The organism is Arthrobacter sp. Y3221157, assembly GCF_059089865.1.
On the sequence record NZ_JBNHFD010000002.1, the window covers coordinates 1 to 18,799 of the forward strand.

18 protein-coding genes are annotated in these 18,799 nt (G+C 66.7%); 10 read left to right on the top strand and 8 right to left on the bottom strand.

Going from position 1 to position 18,799, the window contains the following annotated elements; genetic code table 11:
* From AC5RTT_RS00920 to AC5RTT_RS00930, 3 genes are all read right to left on the bottom strand, one after another.
* Positions 1-267 (bottom strand): XdhC family protein (locus AC5RTT_RS00920; protein WP_494143619.1); only part of this gene is annotated, 267 nt, incomplete at its 3' end.
* A gap of 151 nt (positions 268-418) precedes the next feature.
* Positions 419-1,939, bottom strand: coding sequence for an NCS2 family permease (locus AC5RTT_RS00925; RefSeq protein WP_494143620.1), 1,521 nt, complete (start codon positions 1,937-1,939; stop codon positions 419-421).
* Positions 1,940-1,954: 15 nt separating this feature from the next.
* Complete coding sequence (locus AC5RTT_RS00930) at positions 1,955-2,449, bottom strand: nucleoside deaminase (RefSeq protein WP_459791214.1); 495 nt, start codon at positions 2,447-2,449, stop codon at positions 1,955-1,957.
* Positions 2,450-2,853: 404 nt separating this feature from the next.
* On the opposite strand from AC5RTT_RS00930, the gene AC5RTT_RS00935 reads away from it, so the two are divergent.
* Both AC5RTT_RS00935 and ligD read left to right on the top strand, forming a co-directional pair.
* On the top strand, positions 2,854-4,221 hold the full coding sequence (locus AC5RTT_RS00935; RefSeq protein ID WP_494143621.1) for an 8-oxoguanine deaminase: 1,368 nt from the start codon (positions 2,854-2,856) through the stop codon (positions 4,219-4,221).
* Positions 4,222-4,283: 62 nt separating this feature from the next.
* Positions 4,284-5,528, top strand: coding sequence for a non-homologous end-joining DNA ligase (gene ligD, locus AC5RTT_RS00940; RefSeq protein ID WP_494143622.1), 1,245 nt, complete (start codon positions 4,284-4,286; stop codon positions 5,526-5,528).
* On the opposite strand, the gene AC5RTT_RS00945 is transcribed toward ligD, so the two are convergent.
* Positions 5,480-5,713 (bottom strand): hypothetical protein, encoded by a 234-nt coding sequence (locus AC5RTT_RS00945; RefSeq protein ID WP_494143623.1) that lies wholly within the window; start codon positions 5,711-5,713, stop codon positions 5,480-5,482. The two genes, ligD and AC5RTT_RS00945, sit on opposite strands and share 49 nt — an antisense overlap.
* A 344-nt stretch (positions 5,714-6,057) precedes the next feature.
* Here AC5RTT_RS00945 and pucL point away from each other — a divergent pair, with 344 nt between their 5' ends.
* Positions 6,058-6,972: a factor-independent urate hydroxylase gene (gene pucL / locus AC5RTT_RS00950; protein ID WP_494143624.1), complete on the top strand. Its 915-nt coding sequence runs from the start codon at positions 6,058-6,060 to the stop codon at positions 6,970-6,972.
* A 169-nt stretch (positions 6,973-7,141) separates the two neighbouring features.
* Positions 7,142-8,647: a nucleobase:cation symporter-2 family protein gene (locus AC5RTT_RS00955; protein WP_494051736.1), complete on the top strand. Its 1,506-nt coding sequence runs from the start codon at positions 7,142-7,144 to the stop codon at positions 8,645-8,647.
* A gap of 71 nt (positions 8,648-8,718) precedes the next feature.
* On the opposite strand, the gene AC5RTT_RS00960 is transcribed toward AC5RTT_RS00955, so the two are convergent.
* Positions 8,719-9,474: an IclR family transcriptional regulator gene (locus AC5RTT_RS00960; protein ID WP_494143625.1), complete on the bottom strand. Its 756-nt coding sequence runs from the start codon at positions 9,472-9,474 to the stop codon at positions 8,719-8,721.
* Positions 9,475-9,684: 210 nt separating this feature from the next.
* On the opposite strand from AC5RTT_RS00960, the gene AC5RTT_RS00965 reads away from it, so the two are divergent.
* The 5 genes from AC5RTT_RS00965 to AC5RTT_RS00985 all read left to right on the top strand — a co-directional run bounded on the left by AC5RTT_RS00965 (position 9,685) and on the right by AC5RTT_RS00985 (position 16,105).
* Entirely contained in the window at positions 9,685-11,130 is a 1,446-nt protein-coding gene (locus AC5RTT_RS00965) for an NAD-dependent malic enzyme (protein ID WP_494143626.1), read from the top strand.
* A 34-nt stretch (positions 11,131-11,164) separates the two neighbouring features.
* A complete protein-coding gene (aceB, locus tag AC5RTT_RS00970; protein ID WP_494143627.1) occupies positions 11,165-12,763 on the top strand; it encodes a malate synthase A in 1,599 nt (532 codons plus the stop codon).
* Positions 12,764-12,766: 3 nt separating this feature from the next.
* Positions 12,767-14,044, top strand: a complete 1,278-nt coding sequence (locus tag AC5RTT_RS00975) for a DUF6986 family protein (protein WP_494143628.1) — start codon at positions 12,767-12,769, stop codon at positions 14,042-14,044.
* 16 nt (positions 14,045-14,060) lie between these two features.
* Positions 14,061-14,873 (top strand): bifunctional allantoicase/(S)-ureidoglycine aminohydrolase, encoded by an 813-nt coding sequence (locus tag AC5RTT_RS00980; protein ID WP_494009474.1) that lies wholly within the window; start codon positions 14,061-14,063, stop codon positions 14,871-14,873.
* 89 nt (positions 14,874-14,962) lie between these two features.
* Entirely contained in the window at positions 14,963-16,105 is a 1,143-nt protein-coding gene (locus tag AC5RTT_RS00985) for a serine hydrolase domain-containing protein (protein ID WP_494143629.1), read from the top strand.
* A gap of 41 nt (positions 16,106-16,146) precedes the next feature.
* Here the strand turns inward: AC5RTT_RS00985 and AC5RTT_RS00990 are convergent, their stop codons facing one another.
* Positions 16,147-17,328 carry a zinc-dependent alcohol dehydrogenase gene (locus tag AC5RTT_RS00990; RefSeq protein WP_494143630.1) on the bottom strand — a complete coding sequence of 394 codons (1,182 nt, stop codon included), beginning with the start codon at positions 17,326-17,328 and terminating at the stop codon, positions 16,147-16,149.
* A gap of 170 nt (positions 17,329-17,498) precedes the next feature.
* Between AC5RTT_RS00990 and AC5RTT_RS00995 the strand changes: the two genes are divergently transcribed.
* The gene (locus AC5RTT_RS00995) at positions 17,499-17,747 is read left to right on the top strand and encodes a hypothetical protein (protein WP_494009477.1); all 249 of its coding nucleotides are present in this window, start codon (positions 17,499-17,501) and stop codon (positions 17,745-17,747) included.
* Positions 17,748-17,752: 5 nt separating this feature from the next.
* Here AC5RTT_RS00995 and AC5RTT_RS01000 read toward each other — a convergent pair whose 3' ends face one another.
* Complete coding sequence (locus AC5RTT_RS01000) at positions 17,753-18,463, bottom strand: HAD family hydrolase (RefSeq protein ID WP_494143631.1); 711 nt, start codon at positions 18,461-18,463, stop codon at positions 17,753-17,755.
* Positions 18,463-18,753 carry a hypothetical protein gene (locus AC5RTT_RS01005; RefSeq protein ID WP_494143632.1) on the bottom strand — a complete coding sequence of 97 codons (291 nt, stop codon included), beginning with the start codon at positions 18,751-18,753 and terminating at the stop codon, positions 18,463-18,465. The genes AC5RTT_RS01000 and AC5RTT_RS01005 overlap by 1 nt, the downstream gene beginning before the upstream one ends.
* Positions 18,754-18,799: the final 46 nt, after the last annotated feature.

Genomic DNA, 18,799 nt, shown 5'->3' on the forward strand with positions numbered 1-18,799 from the left:
GGCGGCGAAGGCGTCGGCGGCATTGAAGCCGAACGCCTGGCGGCGGGTCCCGCCGTCGTCCATTGCCTCCTGGGCGAGCGCCACCACGGCGCCCTCGACGCAGCCGCCGGACAGGCTGCCCAGCACGTTTCCGGATTCGGTGACAATCATGGAGGTGCCCACGGGCCGCGGAACAGAGCCGGTAGCCGAGAGGATGGTTGCCACCGCGAACGGCTGGTGCGCGAGGTGGGGCAGCCAGGCGCCCAGGGAAGGGATCAGGTCAAGCATGGCGGCACTCCTTCTTCCGCGCGGCGGTGGTGTCCATTGTCGTTCCTGTCGGGTGGTACGGAAAGCAATTGGTTCGGAAAAGCTGATGGCCGGGACATCCGCACCCGGATGGCGGGTGCGGATGTCCCAAACGGCCGGGAAAAGCGGCGGATCAGGCGCCCATCAGGACGTTGATGGGGCCGCGGGCGAAGTACACCAGGAAGCCTGCGCTGACCACCCACATCAGCGGGTGGATCTTCTTGGCCTTGCCTGATGCCGCGCCGATAATGGCCCAGCTGACGAAGCCGACGCCGATGCCGTTGGCGATCGAGTAGCTCAGCGGCATGGTCACGATTGTGAGGAACGCCGGCAGGGCCACGCTGAACTTGCTGAACTTGATCTCGCGGATCTGCGCCATCATCATGGCGCCCACCACCACCAGGGCCGCGGCGGCGACCTCAAGCGGAACCACGCTGGTAAGCGGGGTGAGGAACATCGAGCCGAGGAACAGCACGCCCGTGACCACCGATGCCAGGCCGGTACGGGCGCCTTCGCCGATCCCGGCTGCGGAGTCGATGTACACGGTGTTGGAGGAGCCGGAGGTTGCCCCGCCGGCCACCGCGCCCACGCCTTCGACGATGAAGGCTGACTTGAGCCGCGGGAACGTTCCGTCCTTGTGGGCCACCCCTGCGCTCTTGGCCAGGCCGGTCATGGTGCCCATGGCGTCGAAGAAGTTGGTGAAGACCAGGGTGAACACCAGCATGGTAGCGGCGAGTCCGCCGATCCGGGCGAACGAGCCGAAGATGTCGAACTGGCCCACCAGGCCCAAGTCCGGGGCGGACACCAGCTGGCCGGAGAGCACGGGGGTGTTCAGGTGCCAGCCGCCCGGGTTGGTGGCGCTGGCCGGGCCGATCTTGAAGATGGCTTCGACGACGGCGGCGAGCACGGTGGTGCCCACGATGCCGATGAGGAGCCCGCCCTGGACCTTGCGCGCCACCAGGATGCCCATGCTGAGCAGGCCGACGACGAACACGAGGGTGGGCACGGAGGTGATGGAGCCGCCGTCGCCCAGCTGGACGGGCGGCCCGCCGGCGGTGGCCCGGACAAAGCCGGAGTCCACGAAGCCGATGAACGCGATGAACAGGCCGATGCCAACGGTGATGGCGGCCTTCAGTTCCTTGGGGACGGCCCGGAAGATGGCGGTACGGGCGCCGGTGACGCCGAACAGCACGATCAGGATGCCGTTGATCACCACCAGGCCCATCGCCTCGGCCCAGGTGACTTCCTGGATCACGGAAACGGCCAGGAACGAGTTGATGCCCAGCCCGGCGGCAAGGCCGAAGGGAAGGTTTGCCACCAGGCCGAACAGGATGGTCATGACGCCGGCGGTGAGGCCGGTGACCGCCCCGACCTGCGCTGCGGAGAGCCAGCCGCCGGCAACATCGGTGGGAGCGTTGTCCGCGCTGAAGCCGCCCAGGATCAGGGGGTTCAGGATGACGATGTACGCCATGGTGAAGAAGGTGACCAGGCCGCCGCGGAATTCACGCGCCAGTGTTGAGCCGCGCTGTGTGATCTGGAAGAAACGGTCAAGGATGGAGTTCGACGCCGACGGCTTGGGGGAACGCGGTGCCGGCTGGGAGGTGCGGGGTGTTGGAGCCGAATGCTCCTCGTGGGAGGAATCCAGGATGGTCATGGTGAGCCGCCGGGCCTAGTAGTCGATCCTGGTTTCGAGCGTGTTCCAGGTGTTGAACGGCTCCAGCGGCGCCGGCGCCTGGGGATCGCCCAGTTCCAGCTTGGAGACCGGCATCAGGGAATCCCTGTCCTGGTTATCGAAGTATTCGTAGAAGACGGCGTCGTCGAAGCCGACGGATGCGGCGTCGTGCCGGTCTGCGGCGTACACCACCCGCTCCACGCGGGCCCAGAGCGCCGAGGCGAGGCACATGGGGCATGGCTCGCAGCTGGTGTAGAGGACGGCGCCGCTGAGGTCGAAGGTGCCGAGCTCGCGGCAGGCGGTGCGGATTGCGGTGACTTCGGCGTGGGCCGTGGGATCGTTGTCCGCGGTGACGCGGTTGACGCCGTCGAACGTTTTGCCGTCCGCGGTGACGATCATGGCGCCGAAGGGCCCGCCGCTGTTGAGGACGTTGGCCGTTGCCAGCCGGATGGATCTGGCCAGGAACTGCTCGGCCGTGACGGTGGTACTCATGATGCGACTTCCTTTTGCCGGGAAGCCCGGTGCCGCTTGCAGTACCAGTAGAACCAGGTGCGACGGTTACCAGGCTTCAGCATGTGCTGTGAAGGTTAAGTTGCGCCTGGTAGATAGCTTCCCGGGGTCCGGGTGCCCGCCTTTGGCAAAATCGAGATTAGCACCGGATTGTGGTCCGCGCCATAGTTTTCTGAAAACTTTATTCCGCAATGTGAAATCTGTGTTTCCACCCCTTCACTGGCGCAGAAAACGGACGGCAGTCACAATCCGCGCGTTGACGGAATCCTGCCGGCTCCCTACGCTGAAGCCACCCGCGCCCCGCATCGGAGCCGCGGCCCTGGATCAGCAGACAGGGCTTCACTGAGCTGGATTTACTGCAACTGCGCTCAGATAGGGACAGCCCCATGAACTCCTCCCCTGCCACCAGCTCCCGCCTCTGGATCAAGGATCCGCAGGCCGCCTTCACCGCAAACAGCCTCGACGCCTCGCGCGGAATCGTGGTCAGCGGCGGCGTGATCGAGGAAGTCCTGGCTGCGGGGCAGCAGCCGGAGGCACCCGTCCACGAAACGTTCGACGCCCGCCGGCACGTCCTGCTGCCGGGGCTGATCAACACGCACCACCACTTCTACCAGAGCCTCACCCGCGCATGGGGGCCGGTGGCCAACGCCCCGCTCTTCCCCTGGCTGCAGAACCTGTACCCGGTCTGGGCGCGGCTCACCCCCAAAGACCTGGAGCTGGCCGCCACCGCGGCCTTGGCCGAGCTGCTGCTCTCCGGCTGCACCACCGCCGCCGACCACCACTACGTCTTTCCCGCCGGGCTGGAGGAAGCCATCGATATCGAGGTGGCGGCGGTCCGCCGGCTGGGCATGCGCGCCACGCTCACCCGCGGCTCCATGACCCTGGGAACGGACGACGGCGGCCTGCCGCCGCAGTCAACGGTGCAGGCTCCGGAGGTGGTGCTGGAAGACAGCGAGCGGCTGGTCTCCGCGTATCACGAGCGGGGGGAGGACGCGGTGATCCAGATCGCCCTGGCCCCCTGTTCGCCATTCTCGGTGACCAAGGAAATCATGGCCGAAAGCGCAGCCCTCGCGGAGCGCCTGGACGTCCGGCTGCACACCCACCTGGCCGAAACCCTCGACGAGGAGGACTTCTGCCGGGAGATGTTCGGGCTTCGGACCATCGACTACCTGGACAGCGTCGGCTGGCTGACGGACCGCACCTGGCTGGGCCACGGCATCCACTTCAGCGACACCGAGATCAGCCGGCTCGGGGCAGCCGGGACCGCCGTCGCGCACTGCCCCACCTCCAACATGCGCCTGGCCTCGGGCACGGCCCGGGTCCTGGAACTTGAGGACGCGGGAGTTCCGGTGGGGCTGGGCGTGGACGGCTCGGCGTCGAACGATGCCTCGAACATGATCCTGGAAGCCCGGCAGGCGCTGTATCTCCAGCGGCTGCGGTATGGCGCGGATGTCCCGGTGGAGCGGGCACTGGGCTGGGCGACGCGCGGCTCGGCCGCCGTCCTCGGGCGGAGCGGGCTGGGCCAGCTGGCTCCCGGCATGCAGGCGGACCTTGCACTGTTCACACTGGACGATCTCCGCTTCTCCGGCAGCCACGATCCCGTCGCCGCCCTGCTGCTGTGTGGGGCGGACCGGGCCGACCGGGTGATGGTGGGCGGGCAGTGGCGCGTGGTGGACGGGCAGATCCCGGGCCTGGACGTCGCCGGGCTCATCGCCGAGCATTCGGCTGCCGCCCGCCGCCTGGTGAAGGGCTAGGGCGTGTTCCGCCGCTTCGACGACCCTATGCCGCGGGATCACATCGTTGCTAGCGTGGCCGCATGACCCCAGCAAAGACGCCGGCCGAGATCCTGGACATCGATGGTGAAGAGGTCCGCATCTCCAGCCCGGACAAGGTGGTGTTCCCGGAACCCGGCCTGACCAAGCTGGACCTGGTGCGGTACTACGTGGCAGTTGCCGACGGCGCGCTGCGCGGGGCGGGCGGCCGGCCGATGGTGCTCAAGCGGTTTCCCAAGGGCATCGGCGAGGAACCCTTCTTCCAGAAGCGCGTGCCGGAAAACCACCCTCCTTATATAGACACCACCACGCTGCATTACGCGTCGGGGACGTCGGCCGAGGAGGCGGTGATCCGGAACGCGGCAGGCCTGGCCTGGGTCATCAACCTGGGCTGCCTGGACCTCAACCCGCATCCGGTGCGCGCAGAGGACCTGGAGCACCCCGACGAACTGCGGGTGGACCTCGACCCCATGCCGGGCGTTGAGTGGTCGCAGATCGTGGACGTCGCCTACGTGGCGCAGGAGGTCCTCGACGACGTGGGGCTGGTTGGATGGCCGAAGACCAGCGGTTCCCGGGGGCTGCACATCCTGGTGCGGATCGCGCCGCAGTGGTCCTACCGGGATGTGCGGCTCGCCGCCGAAACCCTGGCCCGGGAAGTGGAGAACCGCGCGCCCGGCCTGGCCACGGCACGGTGGTGGAAGGAGGAACGCGGCGAGAGCGTGTTCGTCGACTTCAACCAGAACGCCAAGGACCGGACGGTGGCCTCCGCCTACTCTGTCCGGGCATTACCTGACGCGCGGGTATCAACGCCGCTCACCTGGGAAGAGGTCCGCACTGCCAGGCCGGAGCGGTTTACGGTTCCCACGGTTCTGGAGCGGTTTGCCGACGTCGGCGACCCGCACGCGGGCATCGACGATGCCGCCGGTTCCCTTGACGGGCTGCTGGCCCTCGCCAAGGAGCTGGGTCCGGCCGAGAAGGCACCGCGGGGAGCCAACGGCTCGGGCCGCCGGCAGTCAACGATGCCGCTGATCGAAGTGGCCCGGACCCGGACGAAGCCGGAGGCCCTGGCTGCGCTGGACGAGTGGAAAACCCGGCACGCCGCCGTCGTTCCTTCACTCGCCCCGGCCGACGTGCTGGTGGACGGGATGCGCGGCTCAAGCTCGCTCTGGTACCGGGTGCGGGTGAACCTGCAGCACGTTCCCGAGGCGGAGCGGCCGCCCCAGGAGGAGCTCATTGCAGATTACGACCCCTGGGCCGGAAAGGAGTGGCCGGGACGTCCGGCCTCCTGACGGCGCCAGCGGCGGTTGAATCCCGGCAGCGCGTGGATCCAGCGCGAGAAGCGGCTGGGTTGGTGGACCCGGTCCTCGGGCACGTAGAAATCGGGATCCGTTCCGCCACCAAGCGGGAGGTAGAACTCCGACGCTGTCTGGGCGGCCGCCGGTGCTGGTGCCGGCGTCGTCTCCTGCTGGTACATCTGGCCCTCCTCGGGTTTTCGTATAGCGGAAAATAAATCTTGCTATATGAAAGATTAGATGCGCCGGGCAGGGAGCGTCAATAGCTTCTGTTGCAGCGCGGAGGCCAGCCCGGTCACAAAACGAATTTTGGCCTTGTGATGTACACCACCGGATTGCGGGGGTACGCTGGAAGGCAACTCGTGGCGCACGTCACGTAACCTGGGAGCAGCAGGCAGGGTCGTAATGAGCTGGCATCAATGGATGCCGGCTCTTTTTTGTTGGGTCGGCTCCACCGGAAACGCGCCAGAAACGCGCGCTTAATTTCAGTGATGGAACCTTGGTTCCACTTACCGGAGATTGGGAAATGACCATGAGCAGCAAGATCATCCTCGGCGAAAACCAGTACGGCAAGGCCGAAGTCCGCGTCGTCAAGATCACCCGCGACACCAACCGCCACGAGATCGAGGACCTGAACGTCACCTCGCAGCTGCGCGGCGACTTCACCGCGGCACACCTGGAGGGCGACAACGCCCACGTGGTTGCCACGGACACCCAGAAGAACACCATCTACGCCTTCGCCCGTGACGGCGTCGGCTCCCCCGAGGCCTTCCTGCTGCGCCTGGGCGAGCACTTCACGTCCAGCTTCGACTGGGTGGCCGGCGGCCGTTGGGAAGCCGAGTCCTACGCGTGGAACCGTATCCAGGCCCACGGCAGCGAACACGACCACTCATTCGTCCGCAACGGCCAGGAAGTCCGGACCGCCGTCCTGGTCCGCGACGGCGCCACAACGCACCTTGTCTCCGGGCTCAAGGACCTGACCGTCCTGAAGTCCACCGAGTCCGGCTTCGTCGGCTACCCGCGGGACCGCTACACCACCCTGCCGGAAACCACGGACCGCATCCTGGCCACGGACGTCTCCGCCCGCTGGCGCTTCAGGACCGGAACCGACTTCAGCAACCTTGACTTCAACAAGAGCTACGACGACGTCAAGGGACTCCTGCTCGAAGGCTTCACCGAGAAGTACTCCCACGCCCTGCAGCAGACCCTGTTCGACATGGGCCAGAAGGTCCTGGAGGCCCACACCGAGATCGACGAGATCAAGTTCTCCATGCCCAACAAGCACCACTTCCTGGTGGACCTCACCCCGTTCGGCCTGGACAACCCGAACGAGGTCTTCTACGCCGCCGACCGTCCTTACGGCCTGATCGAGGCCACCGTCCAGCGCGAGGATGCCGCCCCGGCCCCCGCCGCCTGGTCCGGCATCGCCGGCTTCTGCTAGACCGCCTGCATCACCCCACCCCGTCCGGAGTTTTTGTCCAGATAAGTCGACTTCAGCACCTCTGAAGTCCCCATAAGTGGACAAAAACTCCGGACCCACAGATTTACACCCGTTAGCCAGACACAGTTAGCCAGACGATGACGTCTGCCATGAACCCAGAAAGTCTGCCATGAACACCAAGAAGAAACTGGCCGCTGCGGCCGCCGGTAAAGGGGCCCAGCAGGCCCGGCCGGAGGACCAGCGGCTGTCGATCGGAAGCACCTTCGCCTACGGCTTCCAGCACGTCCTCACCATGTACGGCGGCATCATCGCCCCTCCCCTGATCATTGGCGCGGCGGCCGGGATGAGTTCGCAGGACATCGGGCTGCTGATTGCTGCCTGCCTGTTCGTCGGCGGACTCGCCACCATTCTGCAGACCGTCGGCGTTCCGTTCTTCGGCTCGCAGCTGCCGCTGGTCCAGGGCGTGTCCTTCGCGGGGGTGTCCACCATGGTGGCCATCGTGCACGGCGGCGGCGGGATCCAGGCGGTGTTCGGATCGGTCATCGCCGCGTCGCTGATCGGCTTGCTGATCACTCCGCTGTTCTCGAAGATCATCCGGTTCTTCCCGCCGGTGGTCACGGGTACGGTCATCACCACCATCGGCCTCACGCTGATGCCGGTGGCCGCCAACTGGGCGATGGGCGGCAACAGCAAGGCCCCCAACTACGGCAGCATGGCCAACATCGGCCTCGCGGCAGCCACCATGGCCATCGTCCTGCTCCTGAGCAAGGTGGGCAGCGCCGCGATCTCCCGGCTCTCCATCCTGCTCGCCATGGTCCTGGGGACCGCCATCGCCTTCGCCTTCGGCATGGCCGACTTCTCCAAGGTGGGCCAGGGCGAAATCGTCGCCTTCCCCACTCCGTTCGCCTTCGGCCCGCCGGTCTTCGAAATTGCGGCCATCATCTCCATGCTGATCGTCATCCTGGTCACCCTGACCGAAACGTCCGCTGACATCATCGCCGTGGGCGAGATCGTGGGCACCAAGGTGGACTCCAAACGGATCGGCGACGGCCTCCGCGCTGACATGCTCTCCAGCGCCATCTCCCCGCTGTTCAACTCCTTCACCCAGAGCGCCTTCGCCCAGAACGTCGGCCTGGTGGCCATCACCGGGGTGAAGAGCCGCTTCGTGGTCAGCGCCGGCGGCCTGATCCTGGTGATCCTCGGCCTGCTGCCCGTCCTCGGCCGGGTGGTCGCAGCGGTGCCCACCCCCGTCCTGGGCGGCGCCGGCGTCGTACTCTTCGGAACCGTGGCAGCCAGTGGCATCCGCACCCTGGCCAAGGTGGAGTACAAGAACAACATGAACCTGATCATCGTGGCCGCCTCGATCGGGTTCGGCATGATTCCCATCGCCGCCCCCGCGTTCTACGACCAGTTCCCGTCCTGGTTCGGCACCATCTTCCACTCCGGCATCAGCTCCGCCGCCGTGATGGCCATCCTGCTGAACCTGCTGTTCAACCACCTGAAGGCCGGCAACTCGGAGAACCAGTCCGTATTCGTGGCCGGCACCGAGCGGGTAGTCCAGGAACAGGACATCAAGTGCCTGATGGACGGCGACCGGTTTGAGGGCGGGAAGCTCATCGACTGCGACGGCAAGGAAGTCAAGATCGAGTCCGCGGAGAAGGCGTCAGAACACTAGGACGCCTGGAAACGGCGACGGCGGCCCGCTCCGGAAAGGAGGGGGCCGCCGTCGTCCGTAACTCCCGCGGGTCAGGAGCGGTTGAGTTCCGCGGAGATTGCCTCGGCTGCCTCCCGCAGGACGGGAACAGCCTTGTCGGCGAAGTGCTCGTCCACGCGGGACACCGGGCCGGACACCGAGATCGCCGTGGGAGTGGGGGCGTTGGGCACGGCCATGGCAAAGCAGCGCACGCCGAGCTCCTGCTCTTCCTCGTCGATGGAGTAGCCCCGCTCGCGGATGAGCTTCAGGTCGGCAAGGAGGTCGTCGACGTCGCGGATGCTCTTGACTGTTGGCGTAGGCATGCCGGCGCGGGCAACTATGCCGCGGACCACGTCGTCGTCGAGCTGGGCCAGGATGGCCTTTCCGACGCCGGTGGCATGGGTATGCGCCCGGCGTCCCACCTCGGTGAACATGCGCATGGAGTGCAGGGACGGCACCTGGGCCACGTAGATGACCATGTCCGAATCGAGCACGGCCATGTTGGAGGTCTCGCCCAGCCGGTCAACCAGCGTCTTGAGCTGCGGGCGGGCCAGGGCACCGAGCTGCTTGTTGGCCCCCTCGCCCAGCCGGATCAGCCGCGGGCCCAGGGCGTAGCGGCGGTTGGGCAACTGCCGGATGTAGCCCAGCGCGACGAGGGTGCGCAGGAGCCGGTGGATGGTGGGCAGCGGCAGGTCCGTGGACGAGGACAACTCACTGAGCGTGACGTCGCCGCCAGCGTCGGTGATCAATTCCAAGAGTTCGAAGACGCGCTCAACGGACTGCACGCCTCCGGCGGCTTTCTCAGCCATAACCAAGTCTCCTGTGGCTCGGATTCCGACAAGTCTTATCCGCATCGTGAAAAGAGTTGCCCTAGTTGTTTCAAGATACAGCACGGGCCGGGCCGATGCGATCAGTCACAAACAGGGCTTGTCTTTCCACAAAGTAGATAATAATATCCATAATACGAAAACATTCGAGTTGGTCAGCAACCCGGACATGGCCCAACAGGAGGACATTCAATGGCGAACCCCAGCCCCGGAAATTCGATCACCCTGCGCGTGGAAGCACCGTCAAGCTTCAGCGCCACCAGCGAACTGGCCGCAGCCGTCGGAGCAGCCGGCGCCGCCATCACGGCCCTGGACGTCAGCGAGTCCCACCACGAGACACTGGTTGTGGACGTCACCTGCAACACCACCGACGACGCGCACGCCGCACGGGTCAAGGACGCCCTGAACGCGCTTGACGGCGTGACGGTCCAGCACGTCTCGGACCGCACCTTCCTGATGCACCTGGGCGGCAAGCTGGAAGTCGTCCCGAAGGTTGCCCTGCGCAACCGCGACGATCTTTCCCGCGCCTACACTCCCGGCGTCGCGCGCGTCTGCCTCGCTATCGCCGAGGACCCGGCAGCGGCCCGCAACCTGACCGTCAAGCGCAACACCATCGCCGTCCTCACCGACGGTTCGGCCGTCCTGGGCCTGGGCAACATCGGTCCCGCCGCCGCCCTGCCCGTCATGGAGGGCAAGGCTGCGCTCTTCAAGCAGTTCGCCAACGTGGACGCCTGGCCGGTCTGCCTGGACACCCAGGACACCGAGGAGATCATCAAAATCGCCAAGGCCATGGCCCCGGTCTACGGCGGCATCAACCTGGAGGACATCGCCGCGCCCCGGTGCTTCGAGATCGAAAACCGGCTCCGCGAGGAACTGGACATCCCGGTCTTCCATGATGACCAGCACGGCACCGCGATCGTAACCCAGGCCGCCCTGGTCAACGCCCTGCGGGTGGTGGGCAAGAAGCTCTCCGAGGTGAAAATCGTGGTCTCGGGCGTCGGCGCCGCCGGTTCCGCCATCATCCAGCTCCTCAAGGCGCAGGGTGCCCGGCACATCGTTGCAGCCGGCCGCTCGGGTGCCATCCACGCGGGCGAAAAGTACGACGACGAGCACCGCACCTGGATTGCCGCGAACACCAACCAGGAAGGGTTCTCCGGCAGCCTCCACGACGCCCTCAAGGGAGCGGACGTGTTCATCGGCGTCAGCGCCCCGCACGTCATCGGCGAGGAGCAGGTGGCCTCCATGGCCGAGGACGCGATCGTCTTCGCCATGGCCAACCCCACCCCTGAGATCGACCCCGTCATTGCGTCAAAGCACGCCGCCGTGGTGGCCACCGGGCGCAGCGACTTCCCGAACCAGATCAACAATGTGCTGGCCTTCCCCGGATTCTTCCGCGGCCTGCTGGACGCCGGGGCAAGCGACATCACGCCGGACATGCTGGTGGCCGCGGCCGAGGCCATCGCCAACCGGGTTGCTGACGACGAGCTCAATGCCAGCTACATTATCCCCAGCGTCTTCGATCCCCATGTGGCCGCCGACGTGGCTGCAGCAGTGGCAGGGGCCGCCCGTTCCGCCAACGTGGCAACCAAGGGCACGGATGCCGCCGAGGTTCCCGTGGCCGCCCTCGCCAACGCCTGACCGCCCGACTTCCAGCCATAGGAAAGGACCAGAAATGGCCATCACCGTCACAGATCCCCGGCCGATCAACCGCGCCGAGGAGATCCTCACCCCCAAGGCGCTGGCTTTCGTGGAGGAGCTTCACAAGCGCTTTGCCGGAACCCGCAACGAGCTGCTGGCGGCCCGCGCCGCCAAGCGGCAGCGCGTCGCGGAGACCGGAAAGCTGGACTTCCTGCCGGAAACCCAGGCCGTGCGCGACGGCGACTGGAAGGTCGCGCCGGCACCGGCAGCCCTGCAGGACCGCCGGGTGGAAATGACCGGCCCGGCGTCCCCGGCGAAGATGGCCATCAACGCCCTGAACTCCGGCGCCAAGGTGTGGCTCGCGGACCTTGAGGACGCCAGCACCCCCACCTGGAGCAACGTCATTGACGCCATCCTCAACCTCCGTGACGCAGCCCAGGGCACCCTGAGCTACACCTCCGACGAGGGCAAGGAGTACCGTCTCCGCACGGACGCGCCGCTCGCCGTCGTGGTGGCCCGCCCCCGTGGCTGGCACATGCAGGAAAAGCACCTGCTGATTGACGGCGAACCCGCGGTGGGCGCACTGGTGGATTTCGGCCTGCACTTCTACCACGTGGCCAAGCAGCTGGTCCTCAACGGGCACGGGCCGTACTACTACCTGCCCAAGATGGAGAGCCACCTCGAGGCCCGGCTCTGGAATGACGTGTTCGTCTTCGCGCAGGACTTCCTGGGCCTGCACCAGGGCACCATCCGCGCCACCGTGCTGATCGAGACCATTCCGGCAGCGTTCGAGATGGACGAGATCCTCTACGAGCTCCGCGACCACGCCTCCGGCCTGAACGCCGGCCGCTGGGACTACCTGTTCAGCCTCATCAAGTACTTCCGCGACGCCGGCGAAGAGTTCGTCCTGCCGGATCGTGCTTCGGTGGCCATGACCGCGCCGTTCATGCGCGCCTACACCGAGTTGCTGGTCAAGACCTGCCACAAGCGCGGCGCCTTCGCCATGGGCGGCATGGCGGCCGTCATTCCCAACCGCCGCCACCCGGAGGTGACCGAGGCCGCCTTTGCGAAGGTCCGGGCGGACAAGACCCGCGAAGCCAACGACGGGTTCGACGGCTCCTGGGTTGCGCATCCGGACCTGGTTCCCACCTGCCGCGAAGTGTTCGATTCGGTCCTCGGCGACAAGCCGAACCAGCTGGACAAGCAGCGCCCGGAAGTCAACGTCACCGCCGGCCAGCTGCTGGACGTCTCCTCCGCCGAAGGCCAGGTCACCGAGGCCGGCCTGCGGCTGAACCTCTACGTTGCAGTGGCCTACACCGCCGTCTGGCTTTCGGGGAACGGCGCGGTGGCCATCCATAACCTGATGGAGGACGCCGCCACCGCCGAAATTTCCCGTTCCCAGGTGTGGCAGCAGATCCGGAACAAGTCCGTCCTGGCGGACACCGGCAACACGGTGACCAAGGAGCTGGTGGAGCGGATCCTGGGCGAGGAAACCGAGCGGCTCCGCACGGAGTTCGGTGACGAGGCGTTCCGCCGCTACTACCAGCCGGCCAGCGAGCTGATCGCGGACATCTGCCTCTCGGACGACTACACCGACTTCCTCACCACCCCCGCCTACGAACTGGTGGGCTGAGGCATGTCCGGATCACCCAGACCCTCGCTCACACCCGGGGACCTGGCGCACATCGACGGCCAGCTGGCCGCCACGGACCGGCTCCTGGAACACAACTATCCCGGCGACGACGGCTCCCGCCAGCCCGTGCACACGGTGTACGTGCCCGCGGACCGCTTCACGCCGTCGCTCGCTGCCGAGTGGGGCACCGAAGCCAAGGCTGCGGTTGAGGCCCACGGCGGCTTCAGGAAGCTGGGGAGCCTGCTGGGCCAGGAGCCCGGCCTCGCCGAGGCCGTAGCCTCGCGGGTGGAAGCGAAGCTGGCCTCCGAACCCATCGAGGACCTCCGGCTGGACTTCGAGGACGGGTTCGGGGACAGGGGCGACGACGCCGAGGACGCAGCGGCGGTTGCCGCGGCTTCCGCTCTGGCCGCCGCAGTCGCGGCCGGGTCCGCTCCCCCGTTCATCGGTATCAGGTTCAAGTGCTTCGAAGCGGCCACCCGGGCCCGTGGGCTACGCACCCTGGACCTGTTTGTCTCCGGCCTGGCCGCCGTGGGAGAGCTGCCGGAAGGGCTGGTCCTGACCCTGCCCAAAGTGACCACCGTGGCCCAGGTCCAGGCCATGGACTTCGCCGTGTCCCGGCTGGAGCAGGTGCACTCGCTGCCCGCCGGCCGGCTGCGTTTCGAGGTCCAGGTGGAAACGCCCCAGCTCATCCTGGGTCCGGAGGGCACGTCACCGGTGGCGCAGCTGCCGCACGCCGTGCCCGGCCGGATCAGCGGCCTGCATTACGGCACCTACGACTACTCCGCGTCGCTGCAGATCTCCGCGGAGTACCAGTCCATGGAGCACCCCGTGGCGGACTTCGCCAAGGAGGTCATGCAGCTCGCGGTGGCCGGCACCGGCATCCGGCTCTCGGACGGCTCCACCAACATCATCCCCGTGGGCGACAACGTGGAGAACGCCTGGCAGCTGCACGGCCGGTTGGTCCGGCGGTCCCTGGAACGCGGCTACTACCAGGGCTGGGACCTGCACCCTGCCCAGCTGCCCAGCAGGTTTGCCGCCACGTACGCCTTCTACCGGCAGGGCCTGCCCGCGGCGGCAGCCCGGCTGCGCAACTACGTGGAACAGACCGCGGGCGGCGTCATGGACGAACCCGCCACCGCCCGGGCATTGGCCGCGTTCGTCCTGCGCGGCGTCCAGTGCGGTGCCGTGGGGGCCGATGAGGTCCAGGCGCTCGCCGGCGTCGGGCTTCCCCAGCTCACCGCGCTGGCCCACCCGAGGCTCGCCACCACCTCCAACTCCTAAGCAAAGGAATCCCTCCATGGGCAAGTACTACTACCCGCAAGGCGGCCTGCCGCCGCAGACCCACCTCACCACCGAGCGCGCCATCGTCACCGAGGCCTACACGGTGATTCCCAAGGGGGTGCTGACGGACATCGTCACCTCCAACCTGCCGGGCTTCAGCAACACCCGCTCGTGGATCATCGCCCGCCCCATCTCCGGGTTTGCCACCACCTTCTCCCAGCTGATCGTGGAGATCGCCCCGGGCGGCGGAGCACCGCGCGCCGAGTTCGAGGAAGGCGTGGAGGGCGTCATCTTTGTCACCAAGGGCAAGCTCAACCTGACGCTGGACGGCGAGCTGCACCAGCTCGAGGAAGGGGGCTACGCCTACCTGGCCGCTGGCTCGCAGTGGGGCCTGGAGAACGTTTCGGACGATATCGTCTCCTTCCACTGGATCCGCAAGGCCTACGAACGCCTGGAGGGATACGAGGCCAAGTCCTTCGTCACCAACGAGAAGGACGTGGAGCCGACGTCGATGCCGGACACCAACGACGTCTGGAAGACCACCCGCTTCACCGACTCCAACGACCTTGCGCACGACATGCAGGTCAACATCGTGACGTTCCAGCCCGGCGGCGTAATCCCGTTCCCCGAAACCCACGTCATGGAACACGGCCTGTACGTCCTTGAGGGCAAGGCCATGTACCTGCTCAACAACGACTGGGTTGAGGTAGAGGCAGGCGACTTCATGTGGCTGCGCGCCTTCTGCCCCCAGGCCTGCTACGCCGGCGGCCCGGGCGAGTTCCGGTACCTGCTCTACAAGGACATGAACCGGCAGGTCCGCCTCACCTGAGCCGCACTCCCCAACCAGGTAGCGCCACCTGTCGTTTTGGAACCCCAAAACGACAGGTGCCGCTACTTAGTTGGGGGAAGAATAGTTCCATGGGTAGCCGCAGGGGCCGCATCACAAAGTGCATGACGGCTGTGCTGTGTGCCGTCATCCTGTTGGCCGGTCAGGGCTGCATCGGGCAGCCAGAGCCCCCGGACCCGGACAAGCCCGCCGCCATCGCGCTGCTGGAGGCTTTCAGTTCCAGGATGGTCGATGACGGCGCCCCGGCAGTCCTCATCGCCGTCACCATGGGCGAGGACACGTGGACCCACGCCGCCGGAGTCCGGAACCTGGAGACCCGTGAAGCGGCAACGGTGGCCGATCCCGTCCACGTCGGCACCATCACGGAGTCCATGGTGGCCGTCTCGGTGCTGAAGCTGGTGGAGGAGGGCAGGCTGGACCTTGACGGCCAGGCCAGCGAATACCTGCCGGAGTTCGGCGCCGTCCTGAAGCCGCCCGGTCCCGTCAGCGTCCGGCAGCTGCTGACGCATGAATCCGGGCTCCCGGACTTCTCCCTCCCCCTGCTGGCATCCGGACACTGGGAGGAGCTGGCGGGCCGGCCGCTTCCCCTCGAACAGCAGCTGGGCCTCGCCGCCACCCTGCCGTGGGACGGCAGGCTGGCACGGATCTTCGATTACTCCCGCTCCAACTACGCGGCGCTGGCCCTGATTGTTGAGCGGCTCCGCGGCCAGGACATCGGGCGGGTCCTGGCAGCCGACATTGCCGGCCCCCTGGGGCTGCAGGCAACCACACTTGGGGGCCCGCAGCCCGCAGCCATGGTGCGCGGCTACGTCACCATCGAGGGCATCCCCAGGGACGCGGCCGCGCCCGCCTGGCTGGCCGAGGCACCTTCCAATGGAGCCGTGTCCACAGTGCAGGAAGTGAACAGGTTCTACGCGGCGCTGCTGCAGGGCAGGCTGCTGGCACCTGACACCGTGACCGCCATGAAGGGCGGCTACTCGCAGTACTACGGCTTTGCCCTGCGGCGCTGGAACAACACCTGCAACAACCGCTTCTACTACGGGCTTCCCGGGGATGTGGACGGCTACGGAACCATCGCCATGACCAGCGAGGACGGCAGCAAACAGCTGGCCATCGCCGTGGCCTACCCTCCCGGGCCGCCCACCCTCGGGGTGAACCCGCTGCTGTTCGAGATGCAGGAGGTTGCCCAGGAGGCCATGAACAACCTCTGCTGACATCCAGCCCTCCCGGCCCCCTGCCTCCGCCGGTAAACGGCTCAGGCGCCCGGGTTAAGGACCACCTTGATGCAGCCGTCCTCCTTCTTCTGGAACTTTTCGTACAGTGCAGGGGCACCTTCCAGGCCTGAGCGGTGGGTGACCAGGTCCATCACCCCCAGCGGATCGGCGTCGTCCTCAACGAGCGGCAGCAGGTCGTCGGTCCAGCGCCGGACGTTGCACTGGCCCATCCGCACCTGGATCTGCTTATCGAACAGCGTCAGCATCGGCATGGGGCTCGCCTGCCCGCCGTACACGCCGCTCAGCGAGATGGTCCCGCCGCGGCGCACGGCGTCGATCGAAGTGTGCAGGGCCGCCAGGCGGTCCACGCCAGCGGTCTCCATCGCCTTCTGGGCCAGCTTGTCCGGCAGCAGGCCCAGCGCCTGGTGGGCGAAGCCTGCCACCGGCGAACCGTGGGCTTCCATGCCGACGGCGTCCACCACCGCGTCAGGGCCACGGCCGGAGGTCATCTCCCGCAGTTCGTCCGAAATGGTCTTGGTGTAGTCGAACACTTCCACCCCGTGCCGCGCCGCCATCTCCCGGCGCTCCGGGACGGGGTCCACCCCCACCACGCGGAAGCCGCGGTGGACGCCGATCCGGCTGGCGAACTGCCCCACCGGCCCCAGGCCGAACACGGCAAGGGTGCCGCCTGGCCGGACGTCCGCGTACTCCACGGCCTGCCAGGCGGTGGGAAGGATGTCGGAAAGGAAAAGATAGCGCTCGTCGGGAAGCTCCGTTCCCACCTTTACCGGGCCGTAGTCCGCATGCGGGACCCGCAAGTACTCGGCCTGCCCGCCGGGGACCGAGCCGTACAGCTCCGAGTAGCCGAAGAGGGCCGCTCCTGAACCCTTCTCCTTCACCTGGGTAATTTCACACTGGGACTGCAGGCCTTGTTCGCACATGTAGCAGCGGCCGCAGGAGATATTGAAGGGCACCACCACGCGGTCCCCGGGGCGAAGGTTGGTGACTGCGCTGCCCACTTCTTCCACGATGCCCATCGGTTCGTGGCCGATTACATCGCCTTTGTGCATGTAGGGGCCCAGCACCTCGTATAGGTGCAGGTCCGAGCCGCAGATCGCCGTCGAGGTAATGCGCACGATCGCATCGGTAGGCTCATGGATCACCGGGTCCGGCACTTCCTCGACGCTTACCGAGCGTTTCCCTTGCCAGGTCAGAGCTTTCACAGTTTCCCTTTCTCTTCTGGTGATGCCGCGGAGCGGAACGCCCGTCCTTCGACGCTATCGGCTTGCGCCAAAAAAAGTAAGCAGGCTGATCAAATACTTGTCGTCCCGGCCGCGGGCTTCTAGCGTAGGAAGGGCCAGCCCTACGCCCGTGCGAGTGAAAGAGGAACACCATGTCGCTGTACCAGCCGGAACCGGTCGAGATCTCCACCCGCATACGGCCGGGCGAGTGGACGGAGGAGAGCCTCGAGGCGCTGGTCAATACCTACCGCACCAGAATCCTGGAGATGGGCGCCAGCGCGGCAGATATCGTCACAGACATTGACCGTAACGACGACGGTTCCGTGCGGGTTGCGGTGTCCTGGGCAAAGCCCGCCAATGCCGGGGACGAGGATACGGTCACGGGCGGGCAGACGGTCTGAGTAACCTAGGAATCCTGCCGCAGCAGCTGGCCGATGGCGCTTGACCCGAGATTCTCCAGAAGGTCCCGCGGGCCCTCGTAAATCTCAACAGCGCCGGCTTCGCGCAACTCTGCAGCGTTAATACCGCCGCAGGTGACTCCCACCGAGGGTATGCCGAGGGCTGCGGCGGCCTTCATGTCCCATACGGCGTCGCCCACGAAGACTGCATTCCGAGCCTCCACGCCGATCTTTTCCAGGGCGGCAACCAGGATGTCAGGGGACGGCTTGCTGTTCTCGGCGTCGTTGGCGCTGGTGGCACCGTCGATGAAGGGGTCGGCGCCCAGGATGCCCTTCATGACCTGCAGGTCCTTCTTCCGCGCCGAGGAGGCGAGCGCAACCGCAAGCCCGTCGTCGTGGCAGCGGGCCAGCAGGTCCCTGGCGCCGTCGAAGGCCCGCAGCGCCGGCCAGTGGGAGGCATACAGCGCGCCGTGGCTGGCCATGACGTCCTTGTCCGCCTCCCGGTCCCGGTCCGGGGGCAGGAGGTTATCCACCAGGCGGTCCCCGCCCATGCCCACAAAGTGGTGGATGGAAGCCATGGGTATGTCGTAGCCCTGCTGGCGGAAGGCTCCCCACCAGGAAATGGTGTGGATGTAGGACGAGTCGATCAGCGTCCCGTCGACGTCAAAGAGAACCCCCCGGCGCTGCCCGCCAGGGGGTGACTTCCGCGGCTGGACCATCAGCCCACCGCTGCCCGCTTGGCCTCCGGCACCCTCTTGTGCCGGGCGGCCGCCTCTTTCGCGGTGTTAACCGGTCGCACACGCTCCCGGATGATGGTGCCCGCGCCGTCGTGGCTCTTGTCCCTGATCAGGCCGGTGCCTGCTATTTCGCGGGCCATCGCCACACCGGCCACTGCCGCCCGCTTGGTGGGAAAGGTCACCGAGATGGCCATCAGGTTTCCGGTTCCATCCATCATCCGGACCCTGTAGCCGCCATCGGGCGCGTCCAGGAGCTCAAAATACCCGGCCATAAAAATCACTCCTCCGTCAGTCACGGCACTGTGCTTTTTGGAGCAC

Coding starts and splice junctions, on each gene's coding strand:
- AC5RTT_RS00925 (WP_494143620.1), bottom strand. CDS start 1,939: ATGACCATCCTGGATTCCTCCCACGAGGAGCATTCGGCTCCAACACCC.
- AC5RTT_RS00930 (WP_459791214.1), bottom strand. CDS start 2,449: ATGAGTACCACCGTCACGGCCGAGCAGTTCCTGGCCAGATCCATCCGG.
- AC5RTT_RS00935 (WP_494143621.1), top strand. CDS start 2,854: ATGAACTCCTCCCCTGCCACCAGCTCCCGCCTCTGGATCAAGGATCCG.
- ligD (WP_494143622.1), top strand. CDS start 4,284: ATGACCCCAGCAAAGACGCCGGCCGAGATCCTGGACATCGATGGTGAA.
- AC5RTT_RS00945 (WP_494143623.1), bottom strand. CDS start 5,713: ATGTACCAGCAGGAGACGACGCCGGCACCAGCACCGGCGGCCGCCCAG.
- pucL (WP_494143624.1), top strand. CDS start 6,058: ATGACCATGAGCAGCAAGATCATCCTCGGCGAAAACCAGTACGGCAAG.
- AC5RTT_RS00955 (WP_494051736.1), top strand. CDS start 7,142: ATGAACACCAAGAAGAAACTGGCCGCTGCGGCCGCCGGTAAAGGGGCC.
- AC5RTT_RS00960 (WP_494143625.1), bottom strand. CDS start 9,474: ATGGCTGAGAAAGCCGCCGGAGGCGTGCAGTCCGTTGAGCGCGTCTTC.
- AC5RTT_RS00965 (WP_494143626.1), top strand. CDS start 9,685: ATGGCGAACCCCAGCCCCGGAAATTCGATCACCCTGCGCGTGGAAGCA.
- aceB (WP_494143627.1), top strand. CDS start 11,165: ATGGCCATCACCGTCACAGATCCCCGGCCGATCAACCGCGCCGAGGAG.
- AC5RTT_RS00975 (WP_494143628.1), top strand. CDS start 12,767: ATGTCCGGATCACCCAGACCCTCGCTCACACCCGGGGACCTGGCGCAC.
- AC5RTT_RS00980 (WP_494009474.1), top strand. CDS start 14,061: ATGGGCAAGTACTACTACCCGCAAGGCGGCCTGCCGCCGCAGACCCAC.
- AC5RTT_RS00985 (WP_494143629.1), top strand. CDS start 14,963: ATGGGTAGCCGCAGGGGCCGCATCACAAAGTGCATGACGGCTGTGCTG.
- AC5RTT_RS00995 (WP_494009477.1), top strand. CDS start 17,499: ATGTCGCTGTACCAGCCGGAACCGGTCGAGATCTCCACCCGCATACGG.
- AC5RTT_RS01000 (WP_494143631.1), bottom strand. CDS start 18,463: ATGGTCCAGCCGCGGAAGTCACCCCCTGGCGGGCAGCGCCGGGGGGTT.
- AC5RTT_RS01005 (WP_494143632.1), bottom strand. CDS start 18,753: ATGGCCGGGTATTTTGAGCTCCTGGACGCGCCCGATGGCGGCTACAGG.